Source organism: Streptomyces sp., assembly GCF_019510245.1.
Taxonomy (GTDB): domain Bacteria; phylum Actinomycetota; class Actinomycetes; order Streptomycetales; family Streptomycetaceae; genus Streptomyces.
Genome location: NZ_JAEKKT010000077.1, coordinates 1 through 18,208, shown reverse-complemented (window position 1 = coordinate 18,208; position 18,208 = coordinate 1). Strand labels below are relative to the sequence as shown.

General features: G+C 69.7%; 12 protein-coding genes and 2 pseudogenes. 1 reads left to right on the top strand and 13 read right to left on the bottom strand.

Annotated elements, in window-relative coordinates; genetic code table 11:
* The 3 genes from JF597_RS04650 to JF597_RS04640 form a co-directional block, all read right to left on the bottom strand.
* On the bottom strand, positions 1-624 hold a 624-nt coding region (locus JF597_RS04650; RefSeq protein ID WP_293989225.1), incomplete at its 3' end, for an ATP-binding cassette domain-containing protein.
* A 5-nt stretch (positions 625-629) separates the two neighbouring features.
* Entirely contained in the window at positions 630-1,706 is a 1,077-nt protein-coding gene (locus JF597_RS04645) for an ABC transporter permease (RefSeq protein WP_293989222.1), read from the bottom strand.
* Positions 1,706-2,710 (bottom strand): sugar ABC transporter substrate-binding protein, encoded by a 1,005-nt coding sequence (locus JF597_RS04640; RefSeq protein ID WP_293989219.1) that lies wholly within the window; start codon positions 2,708-2,710, stop codon positions 1,706-1,708. The genes JF597_RS04645 and JF597_RS04640 overlap by 1 nt, the downstream gene beginning before the upstream one ends.
* 881 nt (positions 2,711-3,591) lie before the next feature.
* Here JF597_RS04640 and JF597_RS04635 point away from each other — a divergent pair.
* Positions 3,592-4,209 (top strand): TetR/AcrR family transcriptional regulator, encoded by a 618-nt coding sequence (locus tag JF597_RS04635; protein ID WP_293989216.1) that lies wholly within the window; start codon positions 3,592-3,594, stop codon positions 4,207-4,209.
* Between the two features lie 615 nt (positions 4,210-4,824).
* Here JF597_RS04635 and JF597_RS04630 read toward each other — a convergent pair.
* The 10 genes and pseudogenes from JF597_RS04630 to JF597_RS04585 all read right to left on the bottom strand — a co-directional run.
* The gene (locus JF597_RS04630; protein ID WP_293989240.1) at positions 4,825-6,714 is read right to left on the bottom strand and encodes a family 78 glycoside hydrolase catalytic domain; all 1,890 of its coding nucleotides are present in this window, start codon (positions 6,712-6,714) and stop codon (positions 4,825-4,827) included.
* Positions 6,715-6,744: 30 nt separating this feature from the next.
* A pseudogene (locus JF597_RS04625) lies at positions 6,745-7,487 on the bottom strand (alpha-L-rhamnosidase N-terminal domain-containing protein); the annotation flags it as partial.
* Positions 7,488-7,739: 252 nt separating this feature from the next.
* The gene (locus JF597_RS04620; protein WP_293989213.1) at positions 7,740-9,122 is read right to left on the bottom strand and encodes an MFS transporter; all 1,383 of its coding nucleotides are present in this window, start codon (positions 9,120-9,122) and stop codon (positions 7,740-7,742) included.
* Between the two features lie 145 nt (positions 9,123-9,267).
* The gene (locus tag JF597_RS04615; RefSeq protein ID WP_366916377.1) at positions 9,268-10,293 is read right to left on the bottom strand and encodes an SDR family oxidoreductase; all 1,026 of its coding nucleotides are present in this window, start codon (positions 10,291-10,293) and stop codon (positions 9,268-9,270) included.
* A 122-nt stretch (positions 10,294-10,415) separates the two neighbouring features.
* Entirely contained in the window at positions 10,416-12,242 is a 1,827-nt protein-coding gene (gene uidA / locus JF597_RS04610; RefSeq protein ID WP_293989211.1) for a beta-glucuronidase, read from the bottom strand.
* Between the two features lie 71 nt (positions 12,243-12,313).
* Positions 12,314-13,135: a glucose 1-dehydrogenase gene (locus JF597_RS04605; protein WP_293989208.1), complete on the bottom strand. Its 822-nt coding sequence runs from the start codon at positions 13,133-13,135 to the stop codon at positions 12,314-12,316.
* Positions 13,136-13,164: 29 nt separating this feature from the next.
* On the bottom strand, positions 13,165-14,403 hold the full coding sequence (locus tag JF597_RS04600) for a family 1 glycosylhydrolase (RefSeq protein WP_293989234.1): 1,239 nt from the start codon (positions 14,401-14,403) through the stop codon (positions 13,165-13,167).
* 101 nt (positions 14,404-14,504) lie between these two features.
* On the bottom strand, positions 14,505-15,989 hold the full coding sequence (locus JF597_RS04595; RefSeq protein WP_293989231.1) for an IS1182 family transposase: 1,485 nt from the start codon (positions 15,987-15,989) through the stop codon (positions 14,505-14,507).
* 316 nt (positions 15,990-16,305) lie between these two features.
* A complete protein-coding gene (locus JF597_RS04590) occupies positions 16,306-17,019 on the bottom strand; it encodes a carboxypeptidase regulatory-like domain-containing protein (RefSeq protein ID WP_293989228.1) in 714 nt (237 codons plus the stop codon).
* 150 nt (positions 17,020-17,169) lie between these two features.
* Positions 17,170-18,208: pseudogene (locus tag JF597_RS04585) on the bottom strand (MFS transporter); the annotation flags it as partial.

Below are 18,208 nucleotides of genomic sequence, written 5' to 3'. Positions count from 1 at the left end.
GTACTTGAGGACCACACCGGACTGCTTGACGCCCAGCGCGGCGGTCGGCTCGTCCAGGATCAGCACGCGGGCGCCGAAGTAGACGGCGCGGGCGATGGCCACGCACTGGCGCTGGCCACCGGAGAGGGTGCCGATGGGCTGGTCGAGGTTGTCCAGGACGATGCCCATGTTGCGCAGCTCATGGTCCGCGGTCTGTTTCATCTTCTCGATGTCGAGGCGGCGGATCGGCCAGGGGCCCTTGGTCATCTCGGAGCCGAGGAAGAAGTTGCGCCACACCGGCATCAGGGGCACGGTCGCCAGGTCCTGGTAGACGGTGGCGATGCCGCGGTCGAGAGCCTGGCGGGGGGTGGTGAAGTGCACCGGCCGGCCGTCGACGAGGAACTCGCCCTCGGTGTGCTCGTGCAGCCCCGAAATGATTTTGATGAGGGTGGACTTGCCGGCGCCGTTGTCGCCCAGGATGCAGGTGACCTGGCCGGGGTGCACCTGGAGGTCGACGCCGTGCAGGGCGCGGACGTTGCCGTAGGCCTTGCCGGCGTTGCGCAGCTGGACGACGGGGCGGTCGGCGTCGGCGGGGACGGTGTCGGCCAGGACGGCACCGTGGGTGCCGCTTGCGTTGTTTGTCATAGAGGTCACCTCCCGGTCGCGGTGCGCTGGACCCACAGATTGATCAGGACGGCGCCGAGCAGCATCACGCCGAGGAAGGCCTTGAACCAGTCGGGGTTCCAGCCGGCGTAGACGATGCCCTGCTGGACCATGCCGAACATGAACGCGCCGAAGACCGGGCCGATCGCCGAGCCGGCGCCGCCGGTGAGCAGGCAGCCGCCGATCACCGCGCCGGAGATGTAGATCAGCTCGATGCCGACGCCCTCGCCGGACTGCACCGTGTTGAAGGAGAACAGCTGGTGCATCCCGATGAACCAGGCGCCGAAGCCGACCAGCATGAACAGCGAGATCTTGGTGAAGGCCACCGGCACGCCGACGGCCCGCGAGCTGTCTTTGTTGCCGCCGACCGCGAAGGTCCAGTTGCCGTACTTGGTACGCAAGAGCACCCAGGTGGCGATCGCGGCGAACAGCAGCCACCAGAAGATGGTGATCTTCACCTGCACGCCGCCGATGTCGAAGCTGGAGGCGAAGAGCTTCCTGGCCTGGTCGAAGCCGTCCATGTCGCTGATGTCGTCGGTGGCGACGTTGCCGGTGACCAGTTTGGTGACCGCGAGGTTGACGCCCTGCAGGATGAGGAAGCTGCCCAGGGTGACCAGGAAGCTGGGCAGTCCGGTCTTGACCACGAGCCAGCCGTTGAGGAAGCCGACGCCCAGGGAGACGACCAGGGCGGCGATCACGCCGACCCAGACGTTCGTGGTCAGCTGGTAGCTGAGCATGCTCGCGGTGAGGGCGGAGGTGATCACGGCGACGCCGGCCGACAGGTCGAACTCGCCGCCGATCATCAGCAGCGCCACCGGTAGGGCCATGATGCCGATCGTCGACGACTGGTAGAGGATGTTCGCCATCGATCCGGCGTCGCGCACCGGCGGCGCCGAAATCAGGAAGAACACGTAGACGGCTGCGGCGCCGAGGAAGACGCCCACATCGGGCCGGGCCAGCGCCCTCAGCGTCAGGGTACGTTGCACGGTCCGGCCGTCGGTTTCCTTCGGGCCGGGGGCCGGCGGTGTGTTCACCGTCGGCTCGGCATGCTGGGCTGTGCTCATCACCGTGTCCCGTTCGCGGCGAACTTGGCGACCGTGTCGACGTTGGTCTTGTCAATGAAGGCCGGGCCAGTGAGGACGGGGGCGGTGCTGCCACCGCTGAAGTTGCCGTTGGTCTTGTAGAGCCACAGCGAGTCGACCGCCAAGTAGCCCTGCAGATATGGCTGCTGGTCCACGGCGAACTCGACGGTGCCGTCCTGGACGGCCTTCACCAGATCCTTGTTGAGGTCGAAGGTGGCGAGCTTGGCCTTGCTGCCGGCGTCGGACAACGACTGGACCGCCGTCAGCGCGATCGGGGCGCCGAGGGTGACCACCTGGTCGATGGAGGAGTCCTGCTTGAGCTTGGCGGTGATCGTCGACTTCACCGACGGCATGTCGGTGCCGTTGACGTAGAGGGTGTCCGTCTTGCCGCTGAAGCCCTTCCTCAGGCCGGCGCAACGGGCCTCCAGCGCGACCTGCCCCTGCTCCTGGATGACGCACAGGGCGTGCTTGGCGCCGAGCTGGTTCAGGCGCTGGCCGAAGGCCTGGCCCGCGATGTTCTCGTCCTGGCCGAAGTATTCGAGCATGCCGAGTTTCTTCCAGTCGCCGACGCCGGAGTTGAAGCCGACGACGGGGATGCCGGCGGCGGTGGCCTTGGCCACGACGTCCTTCATGGCGGCAGGCTTGGCGGCGGTCAGGGCGATGCCGGCGACTTTCTGGTCGATGGCGTTCTGAACCAGGCTGGCCTGGTTGCCCGCGTTGGGGTCGCTGGAGTAGACGAGCTTGATGTTGTCCTTGGCGGCCGCGGCCTGGGCGCCCTTGCGGACCAGGTCCCAGAAGGTGTCACCGGGGGAGGCGTGGGTGACCATGGCCACCGTCATGCGCGGGGTGGTGGCCTTGCCCGCCGAGACGGCCGCGTTGCCTTCCTCGGACTTCTTTCCTCCGGAGCTGCTGGAACAGCCGGCGGCCAGCAGGGTTCCGGTGAGGACGGTGGCGGTGAGAACGGCGACTCGGTGGTTTCTGTGCATGTCCCTTGCACCTCGCTGTGCTTGTCGGGGTGGAGTCAGTCTGTGATGGGCCGAAGCGCGTCCGACGTCGGCGGTCGATGCCTGATCACCGAGAAACGACGCGGTGCGCGGATGGTGTGCATGTGCCGTGCGTGGCGCGACGTGTGCTTCTGCGGCGGTCGTAGGTGTGGACCACCTGTTTCACGGGCTGGAGCGCTTTAGTAGCGCGCTCTAGTTGGAGAGACTATGGAGCCGCTCCGCAGGGATGTCAACAGATATGTCAGGACGTACCAACAAGGTGTCCCGAATGAAATTGAGGCGCGGATCCGGCCACCGGCGAGCGGTCCCGACCGTGCGGGTGGTCGTCTCGAGGAGCCGAGTGCCCCATGTGTTCGGTAGGGCGGCGGCATCCCGCAGGCAGCCTGGGTCGACTGCGGCGGCGAGTTCCGGTGCCGTGCAGCGAGCGTCATTCGACGCGTCAGCCCGGCGCATGCCGAGGCCTTCGTCGGTGCGTCGGTGCGTCGGTGTTTCGGCGCGGTCATGCACGGGTGCACGAGTGGGCTGATGCGCATGTGGGCGTGTGCGGCGGAGCCCCGTGAGGTCGGCAGGTCGGCATGCGGGTGGTGCTCGAGGACGGTGCGGCGGTCGCGGATCCGCCGGTGCGTCCCGTCGCGTGAACGATTACCGCATGGTTGAATTTCATTCGAAAGACAAGCCGCGGCGGGAGGTGCGCGAAGATGGGAGTCTGTTCGCAGTCGGAGCGTTACCTGGCGCGGAATCGCCGCGTTCCGCCCCTTGCACTCGCCCTGCTCACCGCCCGAACTGCCGAGCGGGCAACGAAATGCTAAGCCTCGGAAGGTTTGGGGAATCGTGATGCGGGATTTGGGAAGAGGAAGCGCGCTGTGACCCAGTCCAAGGCCCGCGGCCCGTACACCAAGACGCCCGCCAGACGGGCCGAGATCGTCCGGGCGGCGCGCGAGAGCTTCGCGGAACACGGGTTCACCAAGGCATCGCTGCGGGACATCGCCGAGCGGGCCGGCATCACCCATGCCGGGCTGCTGCATCACTTCCGCAACAAGGACGACCTGCTGGCCGCCGTGCTCGCCGAACGCGACACCGAGGAGCGGCAGTACGCCGAGTCACAGGTGCCGGACATGGACCATCTGGCGCCGTACCTCGGCGACCTGCTGCGTCACCACCAGAAGGCCCCCGAGCTGATGCGCCTGTGGATCGAGCTCGCGGCGGCCGCCTCCCGCCCGGAGCACCCCGCGCACGGCTATTTCGCGCAGCGCTACGCCTGGGGGCGCGATCAATTCGCCCAAGGCATGAGCGGGAAGGCCGAGCGCGGAGAACTGCACGAAGCGCTCACCCCCGAACACGCGGCCACCCTGCTCCAGGCCGTGCTCAACGGCCTGCAGTTGCAGTGGCTGCTCGACCAGGATCTCGACATCGTCGGGCCGGTACGGGCGTTCATGCGCATGACCTTCCCACAGGTCGCAGAGCCAGACGGCGAAGAATGAGCCCCGGCACCCCCGCGGTCCAGCTGTACAGCGTGATCCAGGCTCTGGAGGCCGACTGCCCGGCACCGGGGGCGACTGGCCGCGCTCGGCTTCCGGCACGTCGAGCCGTTCGCAGTCGGCCTGTGCAACACGCCCGCCGAGACCGCTGTCCACTGGGCCGCCGTGGCCGGCCAGGACCCGGCCGAGGTCCTGAAACGCCTCGGGGAACATGCCGTGACCGCCCACCTCGAGGAGGGCCCTGCCGCACCGGACACACCGCTGGCCCTTCCGACCGTTGCGAACTGCTCGCGGCCACCCGGCGATCACTTCTGGTGGGCGGCCCGACCCTCGCGTGACAGGCCCTCGGCCGCCGTTTCCCTGAGGGACCGGTCCAGGTCGCGGCGTACGACATCCGCCGTGACGGCGGACGGCCTTGACGAGGTCACGCCTGGATCAGCGTCGGAGAGATCGACCTCTTCCATCAGGAGGCGGTCGACTGCGCGCGCCGCTTTGGCGAAGCCGGTGTGGAGGCGATGCGAGGGGCCGTCCGGCCCGCGGACCGATCTGCACGACCACCCCGCCCCGGCGGCGGACCGCCCGCGGCGTCACCGTCGACGGGCCCGCTCCTCGGTCGTCTCAATCCGTCTTCCCCACCCGCCGGGTGGCGCTGAACCTGCCGGATGCCACAGGCTCCTCGATCGTGCCGTCGGGGAAGACGATGCGGGCGGTGGTGGCCGGTGGGACGTCGACCGTGATGGTGAGGCGGTCGCCGGTCGTGCGCCACTCGACGGCGATCGTGCCCTGCGGGGACTCGTGGGTGCCCCGGGCCCATGGCACTGACGGGTGCGGGACGGGCGCGACCTCGACGGACTCCCAGGCGATCGACCCGGGCGTCTGCCGCAGCCCCAGGGTGTGGGTGTGCAGGAAGCGGATCACGGCGCCCTTGCTGTAGTGGTTGAGCGAGTCGTGGGCGGTTCCGGTGTCGTCGATGCCCTCCCAGTCCTCCCAGATGGTGGTCGCGCCGCGGTCGAGCATGTACAGCCAGGAGGGTGCGGTGCGCTGGAGGAGCAACTCGTAGGCGACGTCGGCGTGGCCGGAGTCGGCCAGGACGGGGAGCAGATCGCCGGTCGAGAGGAAGCCGGTGGTGAGGTGGGTGTCGGCGCCGCGGATCAGCTCGACCAGCCGCGCGGCGGCGGCCTCCCGCAGCTCGTCCGGGACGAGCCCGAGGGACAGCGCGCGAACGTAACCGGCCTGGGTGTCGCCGGTGGTGTGTCCGTCGGGGGTGAGGAACTCGGTGCGCCAGGCTTCGCGGACGCGCTCCGCGGTCTCGGTGTAGCGGGCTGCGTCCTCGGTGCGGCCCAGCACCCTCGCCACGTCGGCGAGGGTGGACGTCGAGCGGTACAGGAACGCCGTGCCGACCTCGCCCTTGTCGGCCATGAACCAGGCGATCGGGTTGGTCTGGATCGGATCGATGCGGCTGCCGTCGGCCGCTTTCGCCTTCGGCTCGGTCCACTCGCCCCAGTGGAAGGAGCCGTCCCAGAGGTACTGCTCGTGCGGCAGCGGCTCGGGCGAGCGCTCGATGCGGGACTGGTGGCGGGTGGTGCGGGCGGTGTGCAGCGCCCAGTCGACCCAGCGGACCATCGCCTCCCAGTTCTCGGTGAGGATGTCTCGGTCGCCGTAGGACCGGTACAGCTCCCAGGGGACGGCGATGATCGCGTCGCCCCAGCCGGCGGAGCCGGTCATCATGGCGAACTGGTCGTCGAGATGGTGCTTGATGCGGCGGCCGTCGGGCGAGAAGTTGGCGATCCGGCCGTCGGGCAACTGGTCGTCGCGGACCGAGCGGAGCCATTTGCGGCTGAAGCCAAGGACGTCGTACAGGCGCGTGGCGGTCGGTGCGAAGACCTGGTAGTCGCCGGTCCAGGCGAGGCGTTCGCGGGTCGGGCAGTCGGTGGGCACGTCGACGGCGTTGCCGCGGAAGCTCCAGTCGGCGATCTCGTGCAGGCGGTTGAGGTCGTCGTCGCTGCAGGCGAAGGTGCCGGTGCGGCGCAGGTCGGTGTGGACGATGCGCGTCGTGATGCTCGCGGGGTCGAGCGGGGCGCCGTCGCGTCGGATGCGCGCGTACCCGAAACCGTGCACGGTGTGGCGTGGCTCGAACGTCTCGCCCCGGCCCGCCGAGACGACCTCGTCGCGTTGGACGAAGGGGATCGGGCCCTCGCCGGGGCGTACGGAGTCCAGGTGGGACGTCGTCAGGTCGCCGTCGGAGCCGACGTGTTCGCCGTAGTCGATGACGGTGCGGGTGTCGGCCGGGCCGAGGTCGCTCAGGGTGATCCAGCCGGAGGCGTTCTGCCCGAAGTCGGCGATCCAGAGCCCGTCCTGCACCTGCTTGACCGACTGTGCCGGACGCGATGCGACGACGCGGACAGGCGGTGCCGGCGACCATTCGATCGCGGGCGCCTCGACCTGGTCGACGAGGACCGGCTGTTCGGCGCCCGGCCCGGCGTGGAAGTCGGTGGTCTGCCCGTCCATGAGGTCGGCCCGGGTGATGACCGACCGGGTGCTCGTCCAGGTCTCGTCGCTGCGCACGACCTGGCGTGAACCGTCCGCGTACACGATGTGCAGCTCGGCACGTGCGCCGAGTACCGTCCCCCAGCCGGCCGGCAGGCGGAACGCGCCGACCTGGCCCCGGTACCAGCCGTCGGAGAGGACGATCTCGACAAGGTTGCCGCCCGCCTTGACGGCGGCCGTGGCGTCCGATGCCTGGGCGTAGAGCGTGCGGTCGTAGGAGGTGGACCCGGGCGACAGTTGGCGGTGCCGGCCCGCTCGCCGTTCACGTACGCCTCGTACACGCCGAGCGCCGTCGCGTACAGCCGAGCCGAGCGCACCCCGGCCCGTGCCTCGAACCGGGTCGTGAGGGTGTGCGCCGGGCGCTTGCCGTAGCCGGGGTCGACGGTCTCGGCCGGCGATATCCAGCGCGCCTGCCAGTCCTCGTCGAGGAGGCCGACCTCGAACGTGTTCCACTCCGACCACGGCGACGGGCCCTCGGCGTCGCTCGCCCGGACCCGCCAGGCCACCTGCCGGCCGCTGAGCAGCGCCGCCCATGGCCACGGGAGGAAGCGGTGCCGGCCGGGCACGACCCGCACCAGGGGCTGCGCCTGGCTGTCGATGGTGCATTCCAGTTCGTATCCCGTCGGGTACCCGGCGTCCGACGGTGGCTTCCACGAGAGGCGGGGTGCGGGGCCCGACACGGTGAACTGGTCACCGCCGCTGTCGATGCGCAGGTCATACGGTGCGTTGTTCATGCTCTGCCTTCTCGGGACTCGTTGAACTCTGTTGTGTGCACGGGCGGTTGGCTGTCTCGTACGACGGTTGTCGCAGCGGCGTGTACGGCGGGGGCGGTGGCCGCGCGGGCTGTCGTTCGGCGTGCCTTGGTGGCGACGCCCCACAGGCGTGTCGCCGTTCGTCCGCGGCTCCCCCTGTACGCCGTACGCCCCCGGGGGCGGCGGGAATGGGCCGGACCCCTTGCGCGCACCGCGGATTCTGCAGGAGCCCCGCTACCGGACCGACTTGATCTTGAACTTGATGATCAGGCCGCCGACGAGCGCCAGCACCGCCCCGCTCAGGTAGAGCAGTGTGTAGTTCTTCTCCCCTCCGCTCGTGACACCGATGGTGATGACGAGCGGTGCGATGAGCGGGGCGAGGGCGCTGGGGATCTTCTGCGCGAAGGCGACCACCGCGAGATAGCGGCCGGCCTGGGCCCGGTCCGGGAGGATGGCGAACACGATCGCCTGGTCGACGGCGCTGAACATCGCTATGGCGAGCTGCATCAGCACCGCGCCGACGACGAGTTGGGGCAGCGAGTGGGCGAACGCCTCGGCGACGGCCCCGGCGACGAAGATCGTGGATCCGAGCATGGTGAACAGCTTGCGCCGGCCGAGCTTGTCGGAGAGGAAGCCGCCCCCGATGGCGCCGCCGGCCGCCGCCACAACCCCGATGATCCCGATCGCCGCCACGACGCCGGCGACCTCCTTGACGGGCATGTCGAGCCGCTGGGCGTAGAAGAAGGTCCCGAAGGTGGTGTTGAAGTACAGGCCCATGAAGAAGACGAAGCGGCCGAGCCAGTTCCAGCCGAAGTCGGGGTACTTCCGCGGATTGAACCCGTAGCTGGCGACCAGGCCCCTGAGGCTCACCTCGCTGGAGCGGACGAGTGCGCGGGAGTCGCCCTCCGGCTTGAACAGCGGGAACAGCAACAGCATGGCCGCTCCGATGACGCCCGGTACCAGGAACACCAGAAGCGTGCTGGAAGCCACCGTGTACGCGATGCCGATGCCGACCACCGGCGCGATCTGGGTCATGACGCCGGTCACCGCCGAGACGCGTCCGCGCTGCTCCTCGGGCACGCGGTCGGCCTGGACGTTCTGGATGGCCTGCCCGACCGTGGACCAGCCGATCATGCCGACGACCCACGCCAGGCCCACCAGGAAGACCGTCGGTGCGACGGCGACCCCCAGGAGCCCGACCATGCCGATGGCCGTGCCGGCGAACATGAACGGTGCCCGGCGGCCCAGGCGGGAGCGCATCCGGTCGCTCCAGAAGCCCATCAGAGGGCTGAGGACCAGATAGACGACCTGGGCGCATCCGGTGACGTATCCGAGCAGTTCCTCGCGTCCGGGGACGAGGCCGTCGATCCGCACGGCCAGCGAGTAGGAGAGCGGAACCATCAGGGCCAGGGAGGCCCCGAAGCTGGCGATCATGATCCAGGCGAGGTAACTACCGCTGACCCTCTCCAGCGGCGGAGCCTCGATCTTGGGGGCGGGGGTCTCGGCCGGTTCCTCTCCGCCGCCCGTTGCCGGCCCTGTCGGCTCCTCACCGTCAGCCTTCGCCGTGTCGGTCGGCGGGGGTCCGGCCACGCTGATGTCACGGTCGTTCTGAGGCATGAGGACTCCTTTGTCTCATGAGTGTCAGGTGGCGCGGCAGTTGGTGGCGGACGGCACATGCGCTTGTGGATGAACTGATGGGGTTGCGCACGGAGCGGCGCGTCACCAGGCCCGCCTGGCGATTGACTGCCTCGGGGTGTGGGCATTACTGGACCGACCAGCCCCCGTCGGACGGGAGGACGGCGCCGTTGATGTTGATGCCGTCGTCGCTGAGCAGGAAGGTGATGGAGGCCGCCAGTTGCTCGGCGGTGGCCAGGGTCGGAATCGCCTGCTGGAAAGGGGCGAGCCGGGCGGAACCCGTCTGCGACATGTGCGCGGGCATGGGGATGCCGGTCGCCACGCCGCCGGGTGCCACCGCGTTGACCCGGATGCCGTGGGGGCCGTACATGAAGGCGGCGGACCTGGTCAGGCCGATGACACCGTGTTTGGAGACGGTGTACGCGGTGCCCGAGGAGTTGCCGCGCAGTGCCGCTTCCGAGGCGACGTTGACGATCGAGCCCGCGCCCGCGGCGATCATGACCGGCAGGACCGCGCGGGACAGTTTGAAACCGCCGGTGAGGTTGATGCCGATGACGCGGTCCCACATCTCGTCGGAGGTCTCGTGGACCGGCGAGAAGTCGTCGTTCACTCCGGCCACGTTCGCGAGGGCGTCGACGCGGCCGTCAGCCGCCATGACGATTCGATCGATGTCGTCCTGCAGGGTGATGTCGCCGCCGACGGCGGCGACCGCGCCGTCGGGGAAGGACGCGGCGAAGGCTTCCAGGCGTTCGGCCGAGACGTCGACGGCGATCACGCGGCCGCCTTCCCGCGCGATGCGCGAGGCGGTCGCCCGGCCGATGCCGGATGCCGCGCCGGTGACGATGACGGTTCTGCCGTCGAACCGGCCGGGCGTGACACGCTCCGTCCACACGCCCGGCGCGCTCTCCTCGGTGGGCATGACGCCGTCGTTGACGTGAAGCACCAGTTCGTCGACGACCGCCTGCGGCAGCTGCCCTTGGCTGACGGCGACCAACTGCTGGAGCGGGAGCGCGCGGACGGGAGCGAGCATCTCCTGCTGCACCCCGGCCTGGTCCAGCAGCGCCTTGATGAGCGGCGCGCCCTTCGGGTGGGTCAGCCATGCGTCGATGGTGCTGTGTGCCCTGAGCGGGGGAGGGGGAGGCGTGGTGGGCATCGGGTGCGGCCCTTCTCAGTTGCTTGAGCAAGACGTCATTGGAACGTTTCAACAACGGGTTGTTGCGCCGCCGAGGTGCGCGACGGGGCCGGGGAGGAGGCAGGGGGTGCGGGGGAGAAGCGTCAGTCCTCCGCGGCCCGGCCGGGCTTGCGTCCGTTCAGGCCGTGCCAGCGGCGGCGGAGGGCGAACGCGGCCGTCTTGGGCTTGCGGTCGCGGGTGAAGACGCCCTTCTTGTTGCCGTCGACGCGGTGGATGCCGGCGGAGGTCTGGAAGTCGGCGAAGTTCCAGACCTGTTCGCCGATGAACTCGGGGATGCGGTCGAAGACGCGGTGGTACATGGCGAGGTAGTCGCTCTGGTACTCCTCGCTCCACGGCGTGTCCCAGACGGAGTGCAGGCCGGCCTGGGTGTCGGCGCCGTACTCGGACATCATGACCGGCTTGCCGAAGCGCGTTGCCCAGCCGCGGAGATCCTGCTCCAGATACTGCTCGGCGGTCGCGAGGTCGCCGGTGAACAGGTACCAGCCGTAGTAGCGGTTGATGCTCAGGACGTCGAACAGCTCGCCGATCTGGTCATTCTCAGGCGTGGCGAACATGACCGCGGAGTAGGTGAGGGGGCGGGTCGGGTCGAGCTTGCGGGCCAGTTCGACCAGTGGCTCGAAGTACTCGCGGGCGCCGTCCTCGTTGGAGGCCGGTTCGTTGGCGAGGGACCACATCACCACGCTCGGGTGGTTCTTGTCCCGCTCGATCAGCTCCCGCAGGTGTTGGGCGTGGACGTCGCGGGTGGTCCCGCCGAAGTTCTCCGGCGCAAAGGTCGGGGTCGGAGCCTGTCCGGTGAGACCGCCCATGACGCCCAGGTTGAGGCCGACGGCGGCGGTCTCGTCGATGACGACGATGCCGTGCCGGTCGGCGAAGTCGAGCACCTCCTCCGCGTACGGGTAGTGCGAGGTGCGGATGGAGTTGGCGCCGGTCCACTGAAGGAGCTGGAAGTCGTGGACTAGGTAGGCGTCGTCGTGGCCCTTGCCCCGCACGGGGGTGTCCTCGTGCTTGCCGAAACCGGTGAAGTAGAACGGTTCGCCGTTGATGAGGAAGTCGGTGCCCCGCACCTCCACGGTGCGGACACCGAAGGGCTGGGTGTAGCTGTCGACGAGTTCTCCCGCACCGGTCCCGCCCTCGGCGACCAAGTCCACGACGAGGTCGTACATATAGGCGGCGCCGGGCCGCCAGAGGGTGACGCCCTCTATGCGCAGGACGCCCTCGATCCCGTCCGCCTCCGCCACGGTCCGGCCCGCCTCGTCGACCGCACGCACCTGGACGGCGATCGCGTCGGCGGCCTCGCCGCCGGTTTCCACACGGTACTCGACGAGGCCGGCGGCGATGTCGAGTCCGGTGACGACCGTGACGTCCTCGACGAAGGTCAGCGGCGTGCTGCACAGGCGGACCGGGCGCGCGATGCCCGCGTAGTTGTAGAAGTCGTGCAGATACGACTGGCGTTCGCGGCCGTCGGGGCCGGTGGTGACGGTGCCGGGCGGGATCGTTTCGTTCGTCAGCCGGTTGTCGACGCCGACCGTCAGTCTGAACTCGGCGCCGGGAAGGACGATCCCGGTCAGATCCGCCTCGAAGGGGGTGTAGCCCCCGGTGTGTTCGGCCACCAGCCGGTCGTCCACGTAGACCTGCGCGGCGTGGGTGACGGAGCCGAAGCGCAGGACCACCCGCTCACCCGCCCAGCCGCGTGGCACCCGCGCATCGCGCTGGTACCAGACGACGCCGACATGGTCACGGATCACCGGGTCCACGAACAGGTCGTTGTAGCTGGCGGGAACGGGTGCTTCGAGGGGGGAAGTGAGCCGCGACGTCCACGGAGTGGCGCTGGCGCGGCTGTCGAGAGCGAACCGCCACAGGCCGTCGAGGCCGATGATGTCGCGGGTGGGGCTGGTGCGGGGGGAGAGCATGCCGCTCCTACGCGTCGTTGCGGGGCAGTGGCCCGAGAAGGACGGGGTGGTGAGGTGTCGCGGATCGCGGATCAAATCGTTTCACCGGCGTCCGCCAGGAGCGTGCTCCCCGTCATGAAGGCCGAGAGGTCGCTCGCACAGAACAGCACCACGCGGGCGATGTCGTCAGGGACGCCGAGCCGGCCGAGCGGGCCCGGTTTCATCACGGACATGAGGGACTCGGGGTCCAGAGGGAGCCCGGCCTCGGCGGCTGCCGCCATGTTCCCCTCGGTCGGTACGAACGTCGGCGCGACGCCCAGTACGCGAATGCCGAGCGGTGCGAATTCGAGGGCGAGTTGCCGGGTGAGACCGCGTGCCGCGTGCTTGGAGCCGACGTAGGCGGCGAGCCCGGGGGCCGTTCCCCGGAATCCGGCCGTGGAGACCACATTGACGATGACGCCGCCGTTCCCGGCCTCGCGCATCCGGCGCGCGGCCTCCCGGGATCCCAGGAAGACACCGCGCGTGTTCACGGCGAACACCTCGTCCCAGGTCTTCTCGGACATCTCCAGCGCGGGAACGCTGGGAAAGATCCCGGCGTTGTTGACCCAGATGTCGACCCCGCCGAGCTCCCGGACCGCGAGATCGGCGGCCGCGACGACGCTCCCCGCGTCGGTGACGTCGATGTGGGCGGCCACCACGGAGCCCGGGCGGCGGGCGTTCAGATCCTCGGCTGCGGCGTCGGCGAGCCCTTGCTCGATATCGGCGACGACCACGTCCGCGCCCGCTTCGGCCATGCGCTCGGCGATCGCCCGGCCCAGTCCCCGGCCCGCGCCGGTCACGACGGCGCGCCGCCCGGACAGCGAGACCAGTTCGGCCAGGGACCGGGACGAGACGTCGGGTACGGATACCTGCACGATGTGTCCTTCCGGCGGTGGGGAGGCGCTCAGTTGCCCGCGCGGCGGGCGGTCTCGCCCAGCCAGGCGAGGCTGGGCTTGGGACGGCGCTCGAAGGTCTCGCGGTCGACCTCGACCAGTCCGAACGTCGGCGCCCAGTGGCCCCACTCGTAGTTGTCCAGGAGGCTCCAGTGCAGGTAGCCGCGGACGTCCGCGCCGTCGGCGATCGCCGCTTCGAGATGTTCGAGGGCCTCGCCGGTGTAGGCGATCCGGCGGGTGTCGTCGCCGGTGGCGATGCCGTTCTCGGTGACCAGGATCGGCATGCCGCCGGTGACCTCGACGGTGTGCCGCACGGCGATGCTCAGGGCGTCGGGCCGGTAGGCGGTGCCGACGAGCGTGTTGTCCGGGTGCTGCGGATGGGGCTCGACGCCGTCCGGGCCGACCCACTGGCTGGAGTACGACTGCACACCGACGAAGTCGTCGCCGCGCGACCCCTCCAGGTAGAGGTCCTCCCAGATGTACTCCAGCTCCCGCATCTTCTCCTCGGCTCCGGGGCGGGCGACGAAGGCCCGGTTGGCGACCGTCCAGCCGACCTTGGCGCCGGTGCGCTCCCGCAGCACCTCCCGGGCGGCGTGGTGCGCCTCGACCAGCCGCTCGCCGATCTTCACATCCGGGGCCGGCGTCTTCGGCCGCGGGCCCTCGTCGTCGACGGTGGGGCTCAGCCACGGGTCGGCCGCGTGCGGGTCGTCCTGCAGCGCCCGTGCCATGCCGATCATGATGGCCAGCATGTTCGGCTCGTTCATCGTGACCACCCACTCGACACCGTCGAGGATCGGGGAAACAGCCTCGGCATACGCCCGGAACCGTTCGACGGCGCGGTCGCCGAGCCAGCCGCCCTCCTGAGCGAACCAGAGCGGGCTGGTGAAGTGGTGCAGGGTCAGGACCGGGATCAGGCCGAGGTCCAAGGCGGTCTCGATCATGCGCCGGTAGTGGGCGAGTTCGGCCCGCGAGATCACCCCGGGGACCGGCTCGATCCGTGCCCACTCGATGCCGAAGCGGTACGCGTTGAGCCCGGCGTCGGCGAGCAGCTGCATGTCCTCGCGGTACCGGTGGTAGCTGTCGCAGGCGTCACCACTGCGCTCCATGCCCGGCATGCGCCCCTCGTGCGCCCAGAAGTCGCTGTTGAGGTTGTTGCCCTCGATCTGGTGCGGTGCCGTGGATGCGCCCCAGAGGAAACCGGGAGCTAGGAGCGTGTCTGAGTAACGGGCAACTGGCCGGGAGGTCGTGATGGGCGGGATCGGTCGTGGTCGCCCGGTCAGCGCCTGTGGGGCCGATGAGCGGGTCGGTCGGAGGGGGATTTCGGCCCGCTGAGGCCGGTGTGGCCGGATGGTCAGCCGGCCAGGACGGCGAGTCCTGCGGTTCCGGCGTGTCGGAAGATCTTGCGGAGGTTGTGGCAGGCGGCCAGCAGTCGCCACTCGCCGCGGGCTCCGTCCTCGCCGCGGAGGAGGAGTTGGCGGCCGTTCTGGCAGGTCATGATCTGGCCGAAGACGGGTTCGACGATCGCTTTGCGGCGGCTGTAGGCGGCCTTGCCGGGCTTCGTCCGCAGTGTGCGGGCCATGCGTTCCTTGAGGGTGGCGCTGGCGGGGATGCGTCCGCGGGGTGCGGGCGGGACCTGTTCGTCGTGGCCGAGTCGGCCGGTGGTCATGAACCTATCGGTGCCGCAGGCGAGTTGGCGCTCTTTGGAGGCCTGCAGGTTGGTCTCGGAGCAGTAGCCGGCATCGACGAGGGCCTGCCCCGGGTGGACGCCGGTGTTCTGCGCGGACTGGTCGAGCATCGGGGTGTAGTTCAGCGCGTCCGAGGCGTTGGTGGTGATGTCGGCGGCCGTGATGACCTGGTGCTCTTCATCGACGACGGCCTGGGCGTTGTAGGCCTGGATGTAGGCGCCGTTGCTGTTCTTCATGATCCGCGAGTCGGGGTCGGTGAAGTTGGCCTGGGCCTTGGGCTTGGGCCGGGCCTTGGCTGCTGCCTGCTCGCCCGCGTCGGTGACGGCCCGCTCGTCGCTGGTCCCGGCGCGTTCCTGACGGCGGCGTTCGTTGTCCTCGGCGTGAGCGCGGGCCTTNNTGTCGGCGGCCTCGGTCTCGATCTGTGCGCGGGCTGCCTGCAGCCTGGCCAGGCGCTTTTCGCGGCGGTCCAGTTCGGCGGGCAGGTCGGCCTCTTTGCCGTCCACGACGAACCGGGCGTCTTCGGCGGTATCGACTGCTTCGGCGTCGTCCAGCAGGGACCGGGCCGTGGTCTCCAGGGCGGCGATCTCGGCTTCGATCTGTTCTTCCTTGCCGATCAGGCGGCCGTAGCTCATCGCCTTGTGCTTGGAGGCGCTGGCCTCCAGCTTGGTGCCGTCCAGCGCGACGCGGCCCATCTTGACCATGTCCAGCTTCCGCGCCAGGTGCAGCGACTGCAGGAACAGGCCGGCGAGCGCGTCCAGGTGGCGGCGGCGGAACCGGGCGATCGAGCGGAAGTCCGGAGCCTGGTCGGCGGCCAGGAACCGGAACGCGACGTCATCGACACACTTACGCGTGATCGCCCGCGAGGAGCGCACCCCGGTGGTGTAGCCGTAGATCAGCAGCCGCACCATCAGCCGCGGATCGTAGGGCGGGTAGCCGCGCTTTTCGGTGTAGTCCGCCAGGATCGGCGACAGGTCGAGCACCTCGTCGACCAGGTCGGCAACGAACCGGGCCAGGTGATCCTCGGGCAGCCAGTCGTCCAGCGACGGCGGCAGCAGCAGGACCTGGTGCGGGTCGAACGCCCGGAACGTCTTGTCCACCGCCGCCGGACGACCCTGCGGCTGCTTCTTCTCACCCGGCTCGATCTCGAACAGACCATCCCGATCACGCATACCGAGATCATCCCGCATGAATGATCACGAACCGCAAGCGGGGTGTCCGTTACTGAGACACGCTCCTAGTTCGGTCATCGTCGACTGCCTTCCTGACGCCAACAGTTACCATGTGGTTGGTTTTCGCTGGAACGTAGACCGGGATCGTCAGGCGGGGAAGGGCACAGGGTGATTTCGTAACCTGAGCGTTACATTGACGTCAGGCCGGGTCACCCACTCGAGCCACAGACGTGCAGAACCCCGGACCGGTGGTGACATGCGCCGCCATCGGTCCGGGGTTCACCGGGTCCAGGGAGTGTCAGTCGTCGGGATGGGAGAGCTCGATGTCGTGGCTTTCCACGCCCGAGCCGTGAACGGTCACCTGGGTTGCCTTCGGCGGGTAGCCGGCCGCCGTGACCGTGTACTGGCCGCCATCGAGGTCGGTGAAGGCATAGCCGCCGTCCTCGCCGGTGGTCGCGGTGGCCACCACGTTGCCGGCCGTGTCGACGAGCGTGACCCGCGCGTCGTTCAGCGGCCGGCCCGCGGCCTGGACCATGCCCCGCACGTGCAGGCCGGGTGAGAGTTCGAGCTCGGTCCTGGTGACGCCCTGCGCGGCGATCTCGACGGGCAGCGCGATCGGCCGGTAGCCGGCCGCGGTCACCGCGAGGGTCAGCGGACCCGGCACCAGCTCGGCGAAACCGAAGGTCCCGTCCGTGTCGGTCAGTTCGGTCGCGAGCACGTCGCCGCGCACGTCGGCCGCGACCACCGTCGCGCCGGCGACGGGCTTGCCGAGGTCGGCCGACCTGACCGTGCCGACCAGACCGCTGGTGCCGGAGAGCAGGATGTCGTACGAGACCGGCTCGCCGCCGACCACGACCGTGGACGCCTGCGGCTGGTAGCCCTCGGCGGAGGTGATGAGCACGTAGCTTCCCACGCCCGGCGCGTCCACCGCGTAGGCACCGTCCGAGTGGGCCACCATGCGTCCCACCTGCCGCCCGCCCAGCGAGATCAGCGTGATGACCGCGCGCGGCACGGGGGCCGACTCGGCGCCGACGACGTGCCCGCTGACCGGGACTCCGGCGGAGGACCGGACGGCGGCCGCGGCCGGGACGACGGCCGGGCTCGGCACCTTCGCGCCGTGCTCGGTGTGCCCGGTGTCCTCCTGGGTCCCGTCCTTCCGGCCGCGGAGGCCGAACGCTGCGAGGGCGGCGCCCACCAGGGCGAGGACGCCGGTGACCAGGACGGCGGTGTGCACGCCGTTCATGAAGGCGGTGTGGCTCCCCTCCACCACGGCCGCCCTGAGCTGGGCGGGCATCGCGTCGGAGACCGGGGCGACGCCCATCGCCACCGCGTCCTTCGCCTCCTCGAAGCGAGCGGCCGCCGAGTGGGGCACGCCGGCGTCGGTCAGTGAGTCCGTGAGCGTGGAGCCGACGCGGCTGCTGATGAGGGAGACGAGCACCGACGTGCCGAGTTGCCGACGATCGCGTCGGAGGACGCGGCCATCACGATGCCGACGCCGAGACCGAGCGCGACGAACGGCGGCCACATGGCGGCGTACGAGGAGTCGGCGCTCCACGCGAGCATCGTGAACGCGGCGCCGGCCTGGAGCGCCATCCCGAGCGGCATGGTCAGGCGCGGGCCGAACTTCTCGGTGAGCTTCGCGCCGAGCGGCGAGGCCACCATGGAGGCGAGGCTGAGCGGCAGGGTGCGCACACCGGACTCCACGGGTGTGAAGCCGTGGACATTCTGCAGGTACAGCATCACGAAGAAGATCACGCCGAGCAGGACGAAGAAGTTCAGCGCGGTGACGACCGTACCGATGGTCAGGGCCGGGTTGCGGAACAGCCGCATGGGCAGCAGAGGGTGCGCGACGCGGGTCTCGTACCAGCCGAAGAGGACCAGGACGATCAGGCCGCCGACGATCACGCCGAGCGTGCCGGCCGAAGTCCAGCCCCACGTCTCGCCCTTGACGACGCCGAAGACGACGGCGAGCAGGCCGAGCGCGAGCAGAACGACGCCGGCCACGTCGAACTTCTCGCTCGCCGCCGCCTCGTTCCTGGACTGTGGCAGTACCACGAGACCGAAGACCAGGGCGATCACGCCGATGGGGGCGTTGATGTAGAAGACGGACTCCCAGTTGACATGCTGGACGAGCAGTCCGCCGACGATCGGGCCGAGCGCGGTGGCGACGGACGAGATCATCGCCCAGATACCGACCGCCA

What these genes read in the sequence shown, in the direction of transcription:
- JF597_RS04645 (WP_293989222.1), bottom strand. Translation starts at nt 1,706, where the DNA reads ATGAGCACAGCCCAGCATGCCGAGCCGACGGTGAACACACCGCCGGCC.
- JF597_RS04640 (WP_293989219.1), bottom strand. Translation starts at nt 2,710, where the DNA reads ATGCACAGAAACCACCGAGTCGCCGTTCTCACCGCCACCGTCCTCACC.
- JF597_RS04630 (WP_293989240.1), bottom strand. Translation starts at nt 6,714, where the DNA reads ATGGACGGGCAGACCACCGACTTCCACGCCGGGCCGGGCGCCGAACAG.
- JF597_RS04620 (WP_293989213.1), bottom strand. Translation starts at nt 9,122, where the DNA reads ATGCCTCAGAACGACCGTGACATCAGCGTGGCCGGACCCCCGCCGACC.
- JF597_RS04615 (WP_366916377.1), bottom strand. Translation starts at nt 10,293, where the DNA reads ATGCCCACCACGCCTCCCCCTCCCCCGCTCAGGGCACACAGCACCATC.
- uidA (WP_293989211.1), bottom strand. Translation starts at nt 12,242, where the DNA reads ATGCTCTCCCCCCGCACCAGCCCCACCCGCGACATCATCGGCCTCGAC.